Source organism: Chlamydiota bacterium (genome assembly GCA_016178055.1).
Lineage (GTDB): Bacteria > Auribacterota > JACPWU01 > JACPWU01 > JACPWU01 > JACOUC01.
On the sequence record JACOUC010000067.1, the window covers coordinates 1 to 15,586 of the forward strand.

Below are 15,586 nucleotides of genomic sequence, written 5' to 3' on the forward strand. Positions count from 1 at the left end.
CTTTGAGAGAGTTTACATTTCTCAAGAATGTTTCGCGTATCCGCAATATTTCTAAAGGTATAGACGCCTTCCTTATCCACCCCTTCAATCAAGGGAATAAAGGGATTGCTTCCCGTGGCAAGAAGGAGGAGGTCATAAGAAATGAGAGATCCGTCAGATCCTGTAATCACCTTGCTTGCCGGATCGATGTCGATGGCTTTGACCCCGAGTAGGAGTTTAATTTTATTTTTTTCATACCATTCTTTGGTATTGATATAAATCTCTTCTTCCTTTTTTTCTCCGGATAAAACGGCTGAAAGAAGAATTCGGTTATAGTTGTAATAAGGCTCTTCACTCAAAACAGTGATTTTGAAGTCAGGTTCACGTTTTAAAATCTCATCGACACAGGCCATTCCAGCCATTCCATTTCCGACGACGACCAGATGTTTCGATCGTGTTTGAGGGTCATTAACATCCATAATGGGTCTCCTTTGTAACTTCTATAATTGCAATAGGCTGCTTCTTAAATTTACTTCGTTTTCGTGAATAAGGCCCTGGGCAGCCTAGAGAGCAAATATCATGCCAATATGATGCTAAGGTTTATTTACAGGTTAAAACCTCTGGCAGAAAGAGGCTTTACTTTATCAGTATGGAATTTTTTGATGAAAAGAGACCAGGGTGTTACTTTTCTGTCCCTATATCATCTTGATCCTGGGCTGGGATTAGAAATTGCTTATGGATTAAGATTTTGCTAATCGAAGTTGATTCCACCCAATAAAGATGGTCACGATGAGCAGACAAGCCGTGCTTAAAAATGGAAGACGAAATCCGACGTGGTAGAGAAATCCACCCCAAGTGGGACCGAGGACCCTGCTGAGGCTAGCAATCCCTTGAGAGGTTCCCATCATTTTTCCTAATTTAGAAGGATGGGCTTCCTTGGAGATGAGGCTGTTAAGGGTTGGAACATTCAGGCTTCCTCCCAGGCTCATTAATCCCAAGGTTAGAATGAGCGAGTGTATTGAAGAGGAAAAGGGAATAAGCGCTAGGCCCAGAGTCAGCAAAATATTCCCTGTAAAAAAAAGTTTCACTTCCCCAAATTTTTTGACCAAATGTTTAATCAGTCCTCCTTGGATGAGGATTGCAATTCCTCCCATAAGCGCAAAAAGCATTCCAACCTTTTCAGCCGAGAGTCCTAATTGACGATTACAAAAGAGAGGAAAAGAGCTATAAAGATTCGCTTGTGCAAAGATAATTAAAAAAAGGGCCAAAATAAGTTTAGGAATTGGAGATAAGCCTTCTTCTGATTTATTTGGGATGATCAAACGCCAAAAGGATTTTGAGAATACGCTGAACTTTTCAATTCCATTGTTTTGAACTGGAGGATGTCCCGTCGTGATGGTTTCGGGAAGTTTGAAGTAGACAAGTAAAAAACTAAGGAAAGAAAGAAGGCTTGCAAAAAATCCAGGAACGACAAATCGAAAATTTTCAGTCAAGTGAAAAAACTGTGACCATTTGGGGTGAATCAGCAAAGTCGAAACCGCAGGCCCGATCACAAAACCAATTCCAAAAGCAGCGCCAATTAAACCCATTCCTTTAGCTCGATTTTCATGGGTGGTCACATCGGCAACATAAGCTTGAGCTGTTGAGATGTTTCCACCCATCATTCCTGCTAGGAGCCTCGAGAGAAAGAGGACTCCGAGGGATTGAGAAAATGCAAAAAGAAGGTAAGCCGCTGATGCTCCAAAGGTGCTCAGGAGCATGATCGGCCGTCTTCCCACATGGTCAGAGAGTCCTCCCCAGATAGGGGAAAAAATAAGTTGGGCAAAAGAATAAATGCTGTAGAGAAGACCGACCTGAATAGGACTTGCATGAAAGACCGAGGCATAGAAAGGCAAGAGGGGCAGGATGATTCCGAATCCCATCAGGTCAATCAGAACAGCCAGGAATACTGTCAATAAAGGCGACGATTTTTTATTCATCTAAAATCACAACATGTTTAGATCTTCCGTTTGAATTTATGATTGAACTGATCTTGTTTCATATGAAGGTCTCCTGTTCCAGTAACCCCTCCAACTCCCCTTATTTTAAGGGGAGGGCTCCCCTCTTAATTTATTTTAATACATTCTAAAAAATTTGCTTTATGCTATCATATTTTTAAATTTTTTGTAGAGGTTGATTAAAATTTTTCTTATGTAAGATTTGGAGGGCTATGCCGATAGAAAAATTTCCACCCGGGCCGTCTTGGCGTTTTCCACCCCTTGTTTTGATACAGCTTCTTCGTAATCCCATTCCTTTTATGATGAAAATGATTCATGATTACGGAGATATTGCCCACTTTAAATTGGGACCCCAGCATATTTTCTTTATCAATCATCCCGACATGATTCAGGATGTTCTGGTCACTCATAATAAAAATTTTATCAAAGGGCAGGCCCTCAATCGAACAAAGCCTTTACTGGGAGAGGGGCTCCTCACCAGTGAGGGGGAACTTCATCTTAAACAGCGAAGATTGATTCAACCCATTTTTCATCGTAAAAATGTAGACGAGTATGGTGCTGTGATGACCGAGTATGCTGATCGCATCAGAGGTCGATGGAAGGATGGAGAGGTCTTGGATATTTCTCGTGAAATGATGCGGCTGACCCTTCTTATCGTTGCAAAGACTTTGTTTAATCGGGATGTCGAGGCGGGGGAGGCTGTTAAAATTGGAGAAGCTCTGAACACTTTGGTGGACGCATTTAAAACCATGATTCTTCCCTTTTCAGAATTTTTTGAGAAATTGCCTCTTCCGGGGATTCGTCGGTTGGTCAAGGCTCGTGAATTCTTGAGCTCCATCATCTATGAAATGATTGAAGAAAGAAAAGGTAGTCAGGAAAAACCTTGGGATCTTCTTTCATTGCTTCTGGCCGCACAGGATATGGAGTCGGGTGGAGAAAGGATGAGTAATAAACAGGTTCATGATGAGGCAATCACGCTTTTTCTTGCAGGTCATGAAACGACATCGAATGCCTTGACCTGGACTTGGTATCTCCTTTCTCAACATCCTGAGGTCGAGAAAAAATTGCATGAAGAAATTGATTCTGTTTTAAAAGGAAAACTTCCGACGATGGAGGATTTCCCGAATTTGAAATATACCGAAATGGTGTTTAAGGAGTCCATGCGTCTTTACCCGCCGGCGTGGGCGATTGGACGACGTGCCCTCAGTGATTACGAAATTGCAGGATATAAGATTCCAGCAAAATCCATCGTCGGAATGAGTCAATATGTAATGCATCGAGATCCCCGTTATTATTCTAATCCAGAAAAATTTGACCCGGGTAGATGGGCGACAGAGGCTCAGGCCCATATGCCAAAGTTTTCTTATTTTCCCTTTGGAGGGGGAGGGCGGATGTGCATTGGGGAGCATTTTGCATGGATGGAGGGAATACTGTTAATTACGACGATTGCCCAAAAGTGGAAAATGATTCTTGATCCTCATCAGAAAATCGCTCTTCAACCCGCGATTACGCTTCGGCCTAAATATGGAATGCGGATGAAATTAGAAAAAAGGTAAGTTTTTTTTCTTATCGTCTTACGTCATATCACTGGCACTTCCACCCGAGTCGCTCCCGTCTGAATGATGATGGTGGTTCTCTGAACCTGAAGAAGTCCCTCCCGTTGGTGTTGGAGGAAGGCTATTATTCTGAAGCCATTGATTCCAATCGGTTCCTGGGGGAACACCGTTTGAGGGGGCTCCCAATGTTGATGAAGAAAAATTTGAATTTCCATAGGGGTTTCCCTCTCCGTGATGCTGGGCCTCTTCCCATCCGTAATTTGATTGAATCTCTTGCTGAGTCGCTTGGGAACTTGCTGTTTGTGAATCGATGCTGGGATGATAAGCATCCGCTACGCTTTCTCCGACCGGGCTCCATCCAGGAGGAGGAGCTACAGGATTATAACTTTGCTGTACTGGAGGCCGAGGACTGGGGGGTGGAGGAGTCTCGCGGTATTCTCCATTATTGATTTGATCTTGAATTTGGTCCCGACGGATTTTGTTGTTTTTGAGGATGCGAATGGAGTCATCAATGTCTTGTTGAGGCTGATTTTTACGGGTTAACCAGTTGATGTAGTCTTCGTCGTTTTTGACAGATTGATTCGCATTATTTAAATCTTGTTGAAGATCACTTTTCGTGGGTTGACTTAATATGGAATTTTGTTCATTAATTTTTTGATCGATTGCTTCAATTTGTGATGTGAGATTCTGATTTTGTTGCTGAAGATTTGCATTCTCTTTTTGAAGTCTCTTGATATCGTAGGTTGCCTCTGCCATCGCAATCCCGGCATTCACGTCTGTCGGAATTCCTGTCGAAGTCCCATGTTGGTATTGAAGCTGAACAATCTTGGCTGCCAATTGCGCTATCTGTAAGTTATTCTGCACGGCTTGCGAGTTATTGTTATTGATTTGATTCTGAAGTTGTTGTTTTTGAACGTTAAGTTGTCCAATTTTGTCCCTTGCTGCTTGCTGTTGTGCGAGGGTAATTGGCGCTCCATTTCCCCAGGATGTGAACGAAAAAACAAACAAAATGAGTAAAATGACTCCTTTAGCCATTGAAAACTCCTACTTTTCAAGCTAGCACAAAATAGAAGGATTTCAAAATTTTGCTAAACAATATCTCCAGACCAGAGCTCTTCAAGAAAAATTTACAATCGGCAATGGTTTTACTCGCAATCGTGTGACCCCATCAGAAAGTAAAAGATCATATTTGTTATTGCAATACAAAAATTTAAATAATTCATTCAATCAATGGTATCTATTTTCTTGACTTAACCACTCTATATTGTGGTAGTCTTTATACAAGTGTCATTATGTTGTGTATTAACAGGGGGTGGGTGTGTATTTAAAACGTGTGGAAATGGTTGGGTTTAAATCCTTTGCGGAAAAAACGGTTTTAGAGTTTGAATTCGGTGTGATTGCCATTGTCGGGCCCAATGGTTGTGGAAAGAGCAATGTTGCTGATGCTCTTCGCTGGGTGTTTGGTGAGCAAAACCCCCGCCTTTTACGTGGGTCTCAGATGGAAGATGTGATTTTCGATGGGACCGATCAACGTAGGGCCATTGGTCGAGCAGAGGTTTCTGCAACCTTTGTTGAAGCAGAAGGAGTTCTTCCCCCAGGTTATCACGAAGTCACCATTACACGTCGCCTCTTTCGTTCTGGAGAAAGTCAATATTTTATCAATCAAAATGCATGCCTTTTACGCGATATTCGCGAGCTTTTTATGGGGACGGGGATTGGGACCAGTGCCTATTTTCTTTTAGAGCAGGGAAAAATTGATTTGGTGTTGAGTGCAAAACCTGAGGATCGTCGCACCATTTTTGAGGAAGCGGCGGGGATTATGAAATACAAAGTGAAAAAGGTCTCCGCTCTTCATCGCTTGGAGGGAACCGATGCTAATTTGATTCGTCTAGCTGACATTATTCGAGAGGTGAAACGCCAGATTATTTCTTTGGAAAGGCAGGCAGGAAAGGCCCGGCGCTATCAAGAGGCACGAGAGACTTTGAAGGGACTAGAATTGAAAGTTGCCAAGAAAGAATATGAGAATCGTCAAGCGGAGTTGGAAAAAGAAGAGAGAAAAATAGCAGGGCTTTCTTCTCAGAAGGATGGAATGGAAAATGAAGTGGCTTTTCTTGAGAAAAAAATTTCTGAAGTGAGGGGGCATCATCGAGCCATTTTTGATGAACTGAATCAACTCGAAAGAAATGAACTTGAACTAGATCATAAAATTCAGGGTGCAACGGGGGAAACCCGTTTGATTGAAGAACGGCTGATCGAGTTTCAATCCCGTATTCAATCCGATGAGGAAGAACTCCAACAGGCAAGTCAACGCGTAGAGGCCCTTAAAGTTCAGCTTCAAAAGGAAGAAGATGACCATCAGGCCTTTTTAGAATCTCATCGAGATCGTAAGGCAGATTTAGAGACCCGCCGACTGACTTTGGAGGATGTGATTCAGGAATTTGAGAGAAACTCAGAAGAATTAAAAAAGGCAAGGAATCGTTTTTTAAATTTAAAGGACAAGGAATCCCAGTTTAAAAACCAAATGATGGTTCATCATCATCGTGAGAAGGATCTTGTTTTAAGAAAGGAAAAACTGCTCACAGAAGAAGAAAAGGTGATGCTCCATCTCAAAGAAAAAGAAACTGAAAAGGATCAGTCCCAAATTTTGAAACATCGTCTTTCAGGTGAGGCACTTGAGATTGAAAATCAATTAAAATCCCATGTCTTGATCCGAGAATCGATTCAAGGACATCTCGCAAAAATTACTTTTGAAATTGAGCAAGAGAAGGAAAGGCTTTTGAAATGTACCGCTCGATCAGAGGTGGCCAGAGAGTTAGGGGCCTTGGAAAAAGAGTCTGTTTTCCCGGGTGAAGAAAAAGAAAGTATTTTTGAAGAGGTTCTTCAAATTCCTCTTAAATATCGAAAGGCGATTAAGACCATTTTAGGTAAAAAGATGAAGTGCGTTTTGAAGTCCAATCGCTCCCATATTGAAAAAAAGGAACAATCTATTTTTTATGCCCTTGATACTCAAGTGGATCTTTCATCTGGAATAGATTTCAGTTCTCTCTCAGGTTTTGTGGGGTATGCCAATCAACTCATTCAATCTCTTCCTCCATATCAAGAGGTATCTCGGGCGCTATTGGGTGACGTCGTTATTGTTAAAGATTTTAGTGCCCTGAAAGCCTTGGATCATTCTTGGCTAGGAAAGGCTCGTTTTGTTACTTTAGAGGGTGATTGTCTTGATTGGGATGGAACCTGGAGTTTTAATGGGGCTGCGGAAGAGGCCCATATTGATTGGCAGGCCTTGAGGGAAGAAATTGAAAAGTTATCCAAACGAATGGATGAATTAGTTCTTCTCAAAACCCCTCTAGAGGGAGAATTAGCCCAGGTGAATGGGCAGATTCAGAATTTTGAAGATCAACATCGCTTAAAGGAATTGGAATTGGCTAATGTGTCTGGGCACTTAGAGCGTCTGGGTGCGAAGGCCGATGATTTAAAGGTCGAACACTCAAGTTTATTGGAAGAGGAAAAGGAGTTAACGCTAGAGATGAATGACCTTGAAAAAATGGTTTCCCAAATTGCAACTCATTTGTCAGATCTTTCTCATGAGGAAAAAATTATTCAAGAAGAGATTGAACAGAGGGAAAAAGTAGGGAATGAATTGGTTCATGCCAAAGAGAAGGCCTTGGTGGAACTGGTAGAAGTAAAGGTCTTAACTCGGTCGATTGAGGAAGAAGAGGAGCGATTTTTGACAAGAATTCGTGACTTAAAGTCGAATTTAGAGAATTTAAATCAATGGATCGAAAAACGTTTACAGGATTTGGTTTTGTGGCGTTTGAAACAAGAAGAAAATCAGAACCGCATTATTTCATTGAAAGAAAATGTTAGAAATTTTAATGAAAGTCAGGAGTCTGTAAAATCGAGAAGAATCGAGGTCGCAGTTTTGGTTGCCCAGGTTTCAGACTCAATTAAAGAAGATGAGGAAGGCTTGGCTTTGAAAAATACTGAGCTTCAGTCGTTAAGGGAGCGTTTATCGGCTGCCGATCTTGCCAGGGCTCAAAATGTGCTTCACCGGGATCATCTGATTCAAAAAATAAAAGAAAAATATGATTTGGATTTGCCTGAAGTGGAAGGGGTCTGGGACGAGACTCCCATGGAAACGATTCATCAACAGGTGGCGGAGCTTCAGGAAAAATTGAGGCAAATGGGCGAGGTCAATTTAGTCGCGATTCAAGAGTTTGATGAATTAAAAACCCGTTATGAATTTTTAACGAAGCAGCAAGAAGATATGGTTCATGCAAAAGAGGATTTGACGGAGGCGATTCAGAAAATTAATGGGACCATTCGCGACCTTTTTCTCAATGCCTTTGAAAAAATTCGAGGAACGTTTAATGATATTTATCGAAAGCTTTTTGGGGGAGGCAGAGCCGTCTTAGAACTTTTGGATGATGGAAATGTTCTCGAATGCGGCATTAATATTTCTGCCCAGCCTCCCGGCAAGAAGCTTCAGGTGATCTCTCTTCTTTCAGGAGGCGAAAAGTCCATGACAGCCTTAGCTCTTTTGCTCGCCATTTTTAAAGTGAGGCCCAGTCCTTTTTGCTTTATGGACGAGATGGATGCGGCTTTGGATGAGTCAAATATCATTCGATTCCTTTCCCTATTGGATGAGTTTAAGGCTCAGACCCAGTTTGTCCTGATTACCCATAATAAAAAAACCATTGGTGTTGCTGATATTGTGTATGGCGTTACCATGGAGGAGTCAGGTGTTTCTAAGCTCGTGTCCATACGGCTTCCGAAATCAAATAAAGAAGAGCCTAGCCAGGAAGTGTTGGCGGTGGGATAAATATGATCGAGAAAGCAAGAGATTTCCCTATCTTTGAATGTTTGATAAATCCCGAATGGCAAGATCAGGGTTTAGCTTGAATTCTTTTCTCCCGTAGACAATCCAAGAACAAGCTGATCATAGGTGTGTTTTTGGTCGATGTCTTTTGTCTAGGTCTCAAAAACTGTTTTTACAATGTCAATATCACCCAAAATGATTATGAGACCCATTTGAAGAGAAAATGTTATCATGACGTTTCTCCGGTAGCTTGTGATCCTCGTTTGGCCAATCAAATTATTTACGGTGCGATTGAATATGCTCAAAGATTTGGGTTCGAACCTCAAGAAGATTTTAAATTAGCCAGATTTGTTCTCGATGAGCCTTTGGGAAGTGACGGTGCGTTTGATGTAAAATTTGGAAAAGAGGGGAAGCCTTTCTTCGTTGCTGGCCCTTATGATCCTGTAGATGAGATTCTTCAGAAGCTTTCGACCGTTGTGGGCGAAGGGAACTACTATTATTTGCATCCAGTCAGTTTATAATCTTGCATCTTGAACAAACAGGGGAGTCGCATGTTTCTTGAAACCTCAGAGGATACTTATAAAGCCTATCAGCGTTTTCTAAAAAGGGGAGAATACCGAAAGGCCTACCGTGCCTTGGAAAAATTACTCCATGCATTTTCAGATGATACTGATCTGCTAGAGGAGATGATTGATTTTTGCTTGTTGTCACTTAAGAAACCCGAACTGGCTAAGCCATGGCTTCTAAGGCTCATCAAAATTCGTGGATTATGGATCGATTATGCGCTTCTTTGCCAAATAGAAACGAATTGCAACCGTTTCAGTCAAGCGAAGGGATATCTCAAAAAAGCCAAGGAACTCCAAAAGACACAACGGGGAATAAAACCCAGGCGAAACCCCAAAAGGTTTTTGTCTGATCTTGAGGATTGTATTCAGTTTCAGGAAAATCGTGCTGATGCATTCGCTGATCAGGCGGTACAGTCTTTGCTTAAAGAGGTTCAGCTTCCTCATCAAAAGAGCCAACAGAAACGCTCCTCTCTACGGATTCGAAAAGCTGATCCTCAAGTCGAGATCAAGCCTCCAAAATCTTTGCAGGATGTTTCCCTTCCCTCTCAAGCTCAAACTCCGGTCTACAAAATACCCGTGAAGATTGAATTCTTTCAGGAAGAGTCTTGGCTAAAGCTTTTCGAAACTGAGCCGTCTTCATTGAAAGAATATCAACTTTGGCTAGATTATTCCCGCCTTGCCATCCAGAGAGGATTTGATGAGCTTCTGTGTCTACAAGCGATGCAGGGGGTTGAAAAGTACCGGTATCAAATCGAAACGGTGAAAAAGGTATTGAAGCATTTTCATGGAAGGGCTCTTCTATGTGATGAGGTGGGTCTTGGAAAGACCATTGAAGCGGGCATGCTGATCAGAGAGTATCTTTCACGAGGGATGGTAAAGAATGTTCTCATCCTCACTCCGTCTTCTCTCGTTTCACAATGGGCTGAGGAGATGCAGATGAAATTTGGTCTTGAATTCAAGACAACAAGCGATGGGGGATGGACCCAGGACCCCGCAAATTTTTGGAAACAAAAATTGATCATTGCCTCAATTCACACCGCAAAAAGGAATCAAAACGCGTTTCAGGTCGTTGAACAATTTTATGACCTTGTGATCGTTGATGAAGCTCATCATTTGAGGAATCGAACGACCCTCGCATGGCAGTTTGTGAACCAAATCAAGAAGAAATTCATTTTTCTATTAACAGCCACTCCTGTACAGAACAATCTCATCGAACTTTTTAATCTCATCACGCTTCTAAAGCCAGGCCAGTTTAAGACTGAAAAAATTTTTAGGCAGGAATACCTCCCCAAGGGAAACGAGAAGGCCCTAGCTCATCAGGATAAATTAAGGGGGCTCCTTCGGGATGTGATGATTCGAAATACCCGAAGCGCCATAGACCTCAAGCTCCCTAAAAGATTTGCCACAACGATCAGATTAGAGTCGTCGCCTATCGAAAAGGAAATCTATACCCGGCTCAACGATTATCTCTCTTCAAGAAAAGAGGACCTCAGTCAGCCGATGATTTACCTTCTCTTAAGAGAGGCAGGCAGCAGCCCCTTTGCCTTGAAAAGTAGCCTTCAGAATATGCTTCCCAACCTTTTGAAAAGTGGGAATGACCCCATTCCTGTTCAGGAGATTCTTGAGGCCATTTCTCATCTTCAGGATTCCTGTAAGGGAAGGGCGCTCATCGAGTTATTGCAAAAAAAATCTGAAGATAAGAAGGTCATCTTTACCCAATACCTTCAGAGCATGAATTATGTCATGGATCTCTTAGAGAGATGTGAAATTCCTTATGTGACATTCCGGGGAGATCACTCGGCTCAAGCCAAGGAGGAGGCGATTACAAGATTTAAAAACGACGTCCCTGTTCTTATCTCCACAGAATCTGGAGGAGAGGGACGTAACATGCAGTTCTGTAACACCCTCATTAATTTTGATATTCCCTGGAATCCCATGAGAATTGAGCAGAGAATTGGTCGACTCCATCGAATCGGTCAAACCCGGGATGTTTTTATCTTTAATCTGTCTATCAAAGAGACGATCGAAGACTATATTCTCGACATTTTAGAAAATAAGATCAACCTCTTTGAGATGGTGATTGGAGAAATCGAACCGATCCTGGGACATCGGGGAGAAGACAAGGACTTTGAGGAGGTTATTATGGAAATCTGGATGAAGGGGGCTCATCCAGAGCATTTGAAGAGCGGCTTTGAAGAGCTTGGAACTCAGCTCATCAATGCCAAGGGCGAGTATTTGAAATCTCAATCTTTCGTGACGAAAATATTTGGAGAGGATTACGAGATATGACACGGTCTCTTCCTGATTTCCTAGCCGATCTCCTAGAACATTACGACGCCGTTACCGAAAAAAAAGAGGACGGGACTCTTGAGGCCCTTCTTCCTCAGCCTCTCTCGAGAAGACTGGGACAATCTGATTACCTCAAGCTCCGTTTTTCTTATGATGAACTGAATCCTGAAGCTGTGGATGCCTCGTATGATTCAGCACTCTTTACTTCCATTGCATCCTTGGTCGAGGATCGAGGAAGGTTTGCCAGGGTGGTGCTTCGACCTGAACTTCCCAACGTTGAAAAACTCTCGAAGGTCATTCCAGAAAAAATCGATCTTGCAAACGCAACATTTCGACTGGATCAAGTGGAAGAAAAAAATATCTCGTATCTGCTTCTTCATTTCAAATACTCAGGATTGTCTGATGAAAAAGTGGAGGGGATTCTGTCATTGTTGGTTAACGAGATGACCCTATCAACAATCCCCTTTGAGTCTGATCTCATAGGGTTGAGTGAGACGCCAGAGAGGCTTGAGGGGATTGTAAAACAGGAAGTTCGACAGGTATTTCACGCCGCACAGGCTGTAAGCGTTTTGAAGGTCAAGGAGCAACTCAAGGATTTCATCATAAGCCTTGAAAAGAGGCTCAATCGTGATGTCCAAAGAGTAGATGAGTATTATGAAATTCTTCAAGAAGAAATAAAAAAAATGATCGAAAGAAAAGCCGTTTCAGAAGTTATACGCGAAGAGCGAGATGGGGTTTCAAAGACTGGAGAGATCAATAAATTGCAGCATCGGTTAGAAGCTGTTTTGAAAGAACGAGAATGGAAGATTCAGGATTTGGTTTCAAAATATGCTTTGAATATTCGAATCGAGCCCATTTCGGCTTTGCGCATCGAGACCCCGTCCTTTCTCTTCTGGATCAATATCAGGCGACGCCTTTCTTCACGGCCATTTCCAATCACTTATAATCCCATCACTCAACAGATCGATCCTTTGCCTTGCGAGTCCTGTTTTTACCCTGCTAAGCCTTATTCAATCTGTGATGACAAGTTACATATCCTTTGCAAAAACTGCTTAAAGACCTGTTCCCGATGTGGAAAAAAATTCTGTAGTGCTTGTAACGATCATCTCTGCCCAGGGGATAGAGGTTAATGATCCAATCAAAAATATCTATCCGCGGTGCCAGCGAGCACACTCTCAAAAATGTTCATTTAGACCTTCCTCACCATCAATTGATTGTTATAACGGGTGTGAGTGGTTCTGGAAAATCTTCTTTGGTCATGGACACCCTTTATCGAGAGGGGCAGAGAAAATTCTTCGAACTTCTTCCGGGTGATCTTCTTCCTTTCGGCATTCATATTCCACGATCTCAAGTGGACTCCATTGACGGTCTTCCGCCTGTTTTTTGTATGAGCGGGGAATCCTCTCGATCAACTTTACGTTCAACCATTGGTACGGTCACTGAAATAAGTGATTTTTTACGCATTTTGTTTTCAAGGGCGGGTGATATTTTCTGTTATCGATGTCACCGTCAGCTTCGGTCTTATACCCCCCAAGAAATGGTCGAAGAGATTTTAAAACTTCCTAAAAAAACATCGGTGATGATTTTAGCTCCCCTTCCTCAAGATGTCTCTATTGCCTGGCTTCGAAAGGAAGGATTTGTGCGAATTAGAATGGGAGGGGTTGTTGTTTCTCTAGAGGATTTAAAAGACCAGGTTAAAGGACCCATTCAATTGGTGATTGACCGCTTAAATCTCTCTAAGGATTCCAGGGGCCGACTTGCGGATGCTATTGAACTCGCTTTACGATATGGAGAAGGCCTTTTTCAGTGTGCTTCTAAAGACGGGTCTGAAGATCGAAGTTACAGTACGGATATTCGATGTCTAAATTGCAATATTCATTATGGTATTCTTTCTCCCAGCTTTTTTTCTTTTAATAGTCCTCAAGGGGCTTGTTCAAAGTGTCATGGGCTTGGAGTATTGGAAAAAGAAATCGTATGCCCGGAGTGCCAAGGGGCCCGACTCAAAAAAGAGGTTTTGTCCGTTAAATTAGATGCTTATTCTATGGCGGATCTTCAGGAAATGAATCTTTTAGAATTAAATCAAATTTTAAAGAAAATTCATTTTAAGGAGAAAAAAAGACAGGAAGTGGTAAAGGAAGTGATCCCCAGGATTAAGGCTCGTTTGGAGGTTTTAATTGAACTGGGATTGGGTTATTTGAGCTTAGGACGAAGTGTTCCGACTCTTTCCGGAGGAGAAATTCAACGGGTTAGAATGGCTGCTCACATGGCCTCAGGGCTGGTGGGTGTACTTTATGTTTTGGATGAACCAACGATTGGATTACATCCAAGCGAGGTGGATTCCTTGATTCAATTCTTGATGAGGATGAGGGATCAGGGGAATACTTTGGTTGTGATAGAGCATGACGAAGAAGTGATTAAATTAGCGGACCTGCTTGTGGAATTGGGACCAGGGGCGGGTCCTGAAGGGGGAAAAATCATTGCCATAGGAACTCCTCAAAAAATTAAATCATCAGAAAATACACCTACCGCTCAGCTTCTTCAACATGCCCTGAAGACGCCCTTTTCTTTCTCAAGAAAAGAACCAGAAGGTTTTATTCATCTTAAGGGGCTCTCTCGACATAATCTAAAAAACATCCATGCTCAAATTCCTCTGGGTGTTTTTTGCTGCATGACGGGTGTTTCAGGGGCAGGCAAGAGTACTCTGGTAGATTATTTATGTGAGATAGGAAGAGTTCGAGTGAAAAATCATCCGGACCTTGAAAATTTTGATGCAATAAAAAAAATGATTGTCGTTGATTCAAAATCGATTGCGGCTTCTTCGCGATCAATGATTGCAACCTATCTAGGCATTTTTGATGAAATCCGTTCCATTTTTTCCTCTGTCCCAGAAAGTAGAATGAGAGGGTTTACCGCTAAGCGCTTCAGTTTAATGGCTACTGGAGGACGTTGTGAAGCCTGTTTAGGGACGGGGACCACTCATATTGAAATGGTTTTAATGAGTGATCTGGATATTCCTTGCGAGATTTGCCAGGGCCTTCGTTATAATCGCGAAACATTGGAAGTGAAGTTTAAAGGGAAAAACATTGCAGAGGTTCTTGAAATGACTGCAAATGAGGCTCTTCTCTTTTTTAAAAGTATTTATCGAGTAGTCTCAAAAATAAATTTTTTAGATGAGATTGGGTTAGGGTATTTAAAATTAGGTCAATCCACGGCGAGTCTCTCGGGAGGTGAATCCCAAAGATTAAAACTGGTAACAGAACTTTCGAAACATCGTCAAAAAGGAACATTATTTATTTTAGATGAACCCAGCCAAGGGCTTCATCTATCAAATTTGTATCAGGTTCTTAAAATTCTCTTTCGCCTCCGGGATCAGGGAAATTCAATTTTAGTGATTGAACATGATTTAGAAGTGATTCGTTTGGCCGATCATATCATTGATCTTGGCCCGGGGGCAGGCCCGGAAGGAGGAAAGATTGTTGCACAAGGAACTCCTGAAGAAGTGGCAAAATGTGAGGGCTCTAAAACGGGAAGATATTTGAAAAAAGTGGTTCTGAATTAGCATAGAATTGGGGTCACATAGAATTGGGGTCAGAATTGGGGTCAGGTCTTGAAATATCAGTTTTACCGCAATCGTGTTAGATTTAAGAATGGTCAATTAAGATTGTTTGATGTGAAGCCTTACTTGAATAAAGGAATTTTTAAGGAATTGAAGAATGAGTCTTACTTTAAAAAAGTACGGATCGTTTGGGGTGGGATTGGATGGCCAAATGAGCAAGATTTGAGCTCGGATACGTTGTATTATGGTGGGCTTCCGTCTAAAAAAAAAGTAAAGATATGTTTGTCGTGATGAGTAAACCTCTTTTTATACCTGTATTGGTACTTTAAAACATTGGAGAAAAATATGTCTAAAAAATTTCTTTTTGCAGTTTTTATCTTTTTGATTTTCGGAGTTAGCTTTTCAAACGCTGCCGAAAAAAAAGTCATCGAAGGTTTTGATTCGCCGGAGAGTATTGCGAGTGATGGGAAGTATGTTTATGTTTCGAATATGGGAAAAGAGTTGAAGGCGACGGCGAAGGATGGAGATGGTTATGTCTCTAGATTGTCGCTCGCGGGGGAAGTACTGGATAAACAATTTCTTCCTGAAAAGGGGATGCTGAATTCTCCGAAGGGGATTGCGATTGTGGGGCATGTTCTTTATGTAGCGGATGTGGACCATTTAATCGGTTTTGATTTAAAGACGCGTCAACAGGTGATGGACATTGATTTTTCGAGTGAGAAGACGCTTTTTTTAAATGATGTTGCTGTAAAAGATGCCCACACGCTTTTTGTGTCTGCAACGGATCTTGGTAAGATTTTTCAAGTCCGACTTTCACCTGTAAA

Annotated in this window: 11 protein-coding genes; 8 read left to right on the forward strand and 3 right to left on the reverse strand. The window is 41.9% G+C overall.

Annotation, left to right across the window (positions count from 1 at the left end; translation table 11 throughout):
• Both HYS07_09690 and HYS07_09695 read right to left on the reverse strand, forming a co-directional pair.
• A partial coding sequence (locus HYS07_09690; protein ID MBI1871451.1) for an FAD-dependent oxidoreductase occupies window positions 1-458 on the reverse strand: 458 nt, incomplete at its 3' end.
• Between the two features lie 261 nt (window positions 459-719).
• Window positions 720-1,958 (reverse strand): MFS transporter, encoded by a 1,239-nt coding sequence (locus tag HYS07_09695; GenBank protein MBI1871452.1) that lies wholly within the window; start codon window positions 1,956-1,958, stop codon window positions 720-722.
• Window positions 1,959-2,188: 230 nt separating this feature from the next.
• Here HYS07_09695 and HYS07_09700 point away from each other — a divergent pair, with 230 nt between their 5' ends.
• Window positions 2,189-3,532: a cytochrome P450 gene (locus HYS07_09700; GenBank protein ID MBI1871453.1), complete on the forward strand. Its 1,344-nt coding sequence runs from the start codon at window positions 2,189-2,191 to the stop codon at window positions 3,530-3,532.
• An 18-nt stretch (window positions 3,533-3,550) separates the two neighbouring features.
• Here HYS07_09700 and HYS07_09705 read toward each other — a convergent pair whose 3' ends face one another.
• A complete protein-coding gene (locus tag HYS07_09705; GenBank protein ID MBI1871454.1) occupies window positions 3,551-4,567 on the reverse strand; it encodes a hypothetical protein in 1,017 nt (338 codons plus the stop codon).
• A gap of 283 nt (window positions 4,568-4,850) precedes the next feature.
• Between HYS07_09705 and smc the strand changes: the two genes are divergently transcribed.
• From smc to HYS07_09740, 7 genes are all read left to right on the forward strand, one after another.
• Window positions 4,851-8,354, forward strand: coding sequence for a chromosome segregation protein SMC (smc, locus tag HYS07_09710; protein ID MBI1871455.1), 3,504 nt, complete (start codon window positions 4,851-4,853; stop codon window positions 8,352-8,354).
• A 209-nt stretch (window positions 8,355-8,563) separates the two neighbouring features.
• Window positions 8,564-8,872 (forward strand): hypothetical protein, encoded by a 309-nt coding sequence (locus tag HYS07_09715; GenBank protein ID MBI1871456.1) that lies wholly within the window; start codon window positions 8,564-8,566, stop codon window positions 8,870-8,872.
• A 30-nt stretch (window positions 8,873-8,902) separates the two neighbouring features.
• Entirely contained in the window at window positions 8,903-11,206 is a 2,304-nt protein-coding gene (locus HYS07_09720) for a DEAD/DEAH box helicase (protein ID MBI1871457.1), read from the forward strand.
• Window positions 11,203-12,336, forward strand: coding sequence for a hypothetical protein (locus tag HYS07_09725; protein ID MBI1871458.1), 1,134 nt, complete (start codon window positions 11,203-11,205; stop codon window positions 12,334-12,336). Before HYS07_09720 ends, HYS07_09725 begins: the two co-directional genes overlap by 4 nt.
• Window positions 12,336-14,765: an excinuclease ABC subunit UvrA gene (locus HYS07_09730; GenBank protein MBI1871459.1), complete on the forward strand. Its 2,430-nt coding sequence runs from the start codon at window positions 12,336-12,338 to the stop codon at window positions 14,763-14,765. Before HYS07_09725 ends, HYS07_09730 begins: the two co-directional genes overlap by 1 nt.
• A gap of 48 nt (window positions 14,766-14,813) precedes the next feature.
• Entirely contained in the window at window positions 14,814-15,053 is a 240-nt protein-coding gene (locus tag HYS07_09735) for a DUF2442 domain-containing protein (protein ID MBI1871460.1), read from the forward strand.
• A gap of 54 nt (window positions 15,054-15,107) precedes the next feature.
• Window positions 15,108-15,586, forward strand: a 479-nt coding sequence (locus HYS07_09740) for a hypothetical protein (GenBank protein ID MBI1871461.1), incomplete at its 3' end; no start/stop codon positions are given.

Excerpts from the sequence above, each read along its gene's own strand:
- HYS07_09695 (MBI1871452.1), bottom strand. The coding sequence starts at position 1,958 with ATGAATAAAAAATCGTCGCCTTTATTGACAGTATTCCTGGCTGTTCTG.
- HYS07_09700 (MBI1871453.1), top strand. The coding sequence starts at position 2,189 with ATGCCGATAGAAAAATTTCCACCCGGGCCGTCTTGGCGTTTTCCACCC.
- HYS07_09705 (MBI1871454.1), bottom strand. The coding sequence starts at position 4,567 with ATGGCTAAAGGAGTCATTTTACTCATTTTGTTTGTTTTTTCGTTCACA.
- HYS07_09720 (MBI1871457.1), top strand. The coding sequence starts at position 8,903 with ATGTTTCTTGAAACCTCAGAGGATACTTATAAAGCCTATCAGCGTTTT.
- HYS07_09725 (MBI1871458.1), top strand. The coding sequence starts at position 11,203 with ATGACACGGTCTCTTCCTGATTTCCTAGCCGATCTCCTAGAACATTAC.
- HYS07_09730 (MBI1871459.1), top strand. The coding sequence starts at position 12,336 with ATGATCCAATCAAAAATATCTATCCGCGGTGCCAGCGAGCACACTCTC.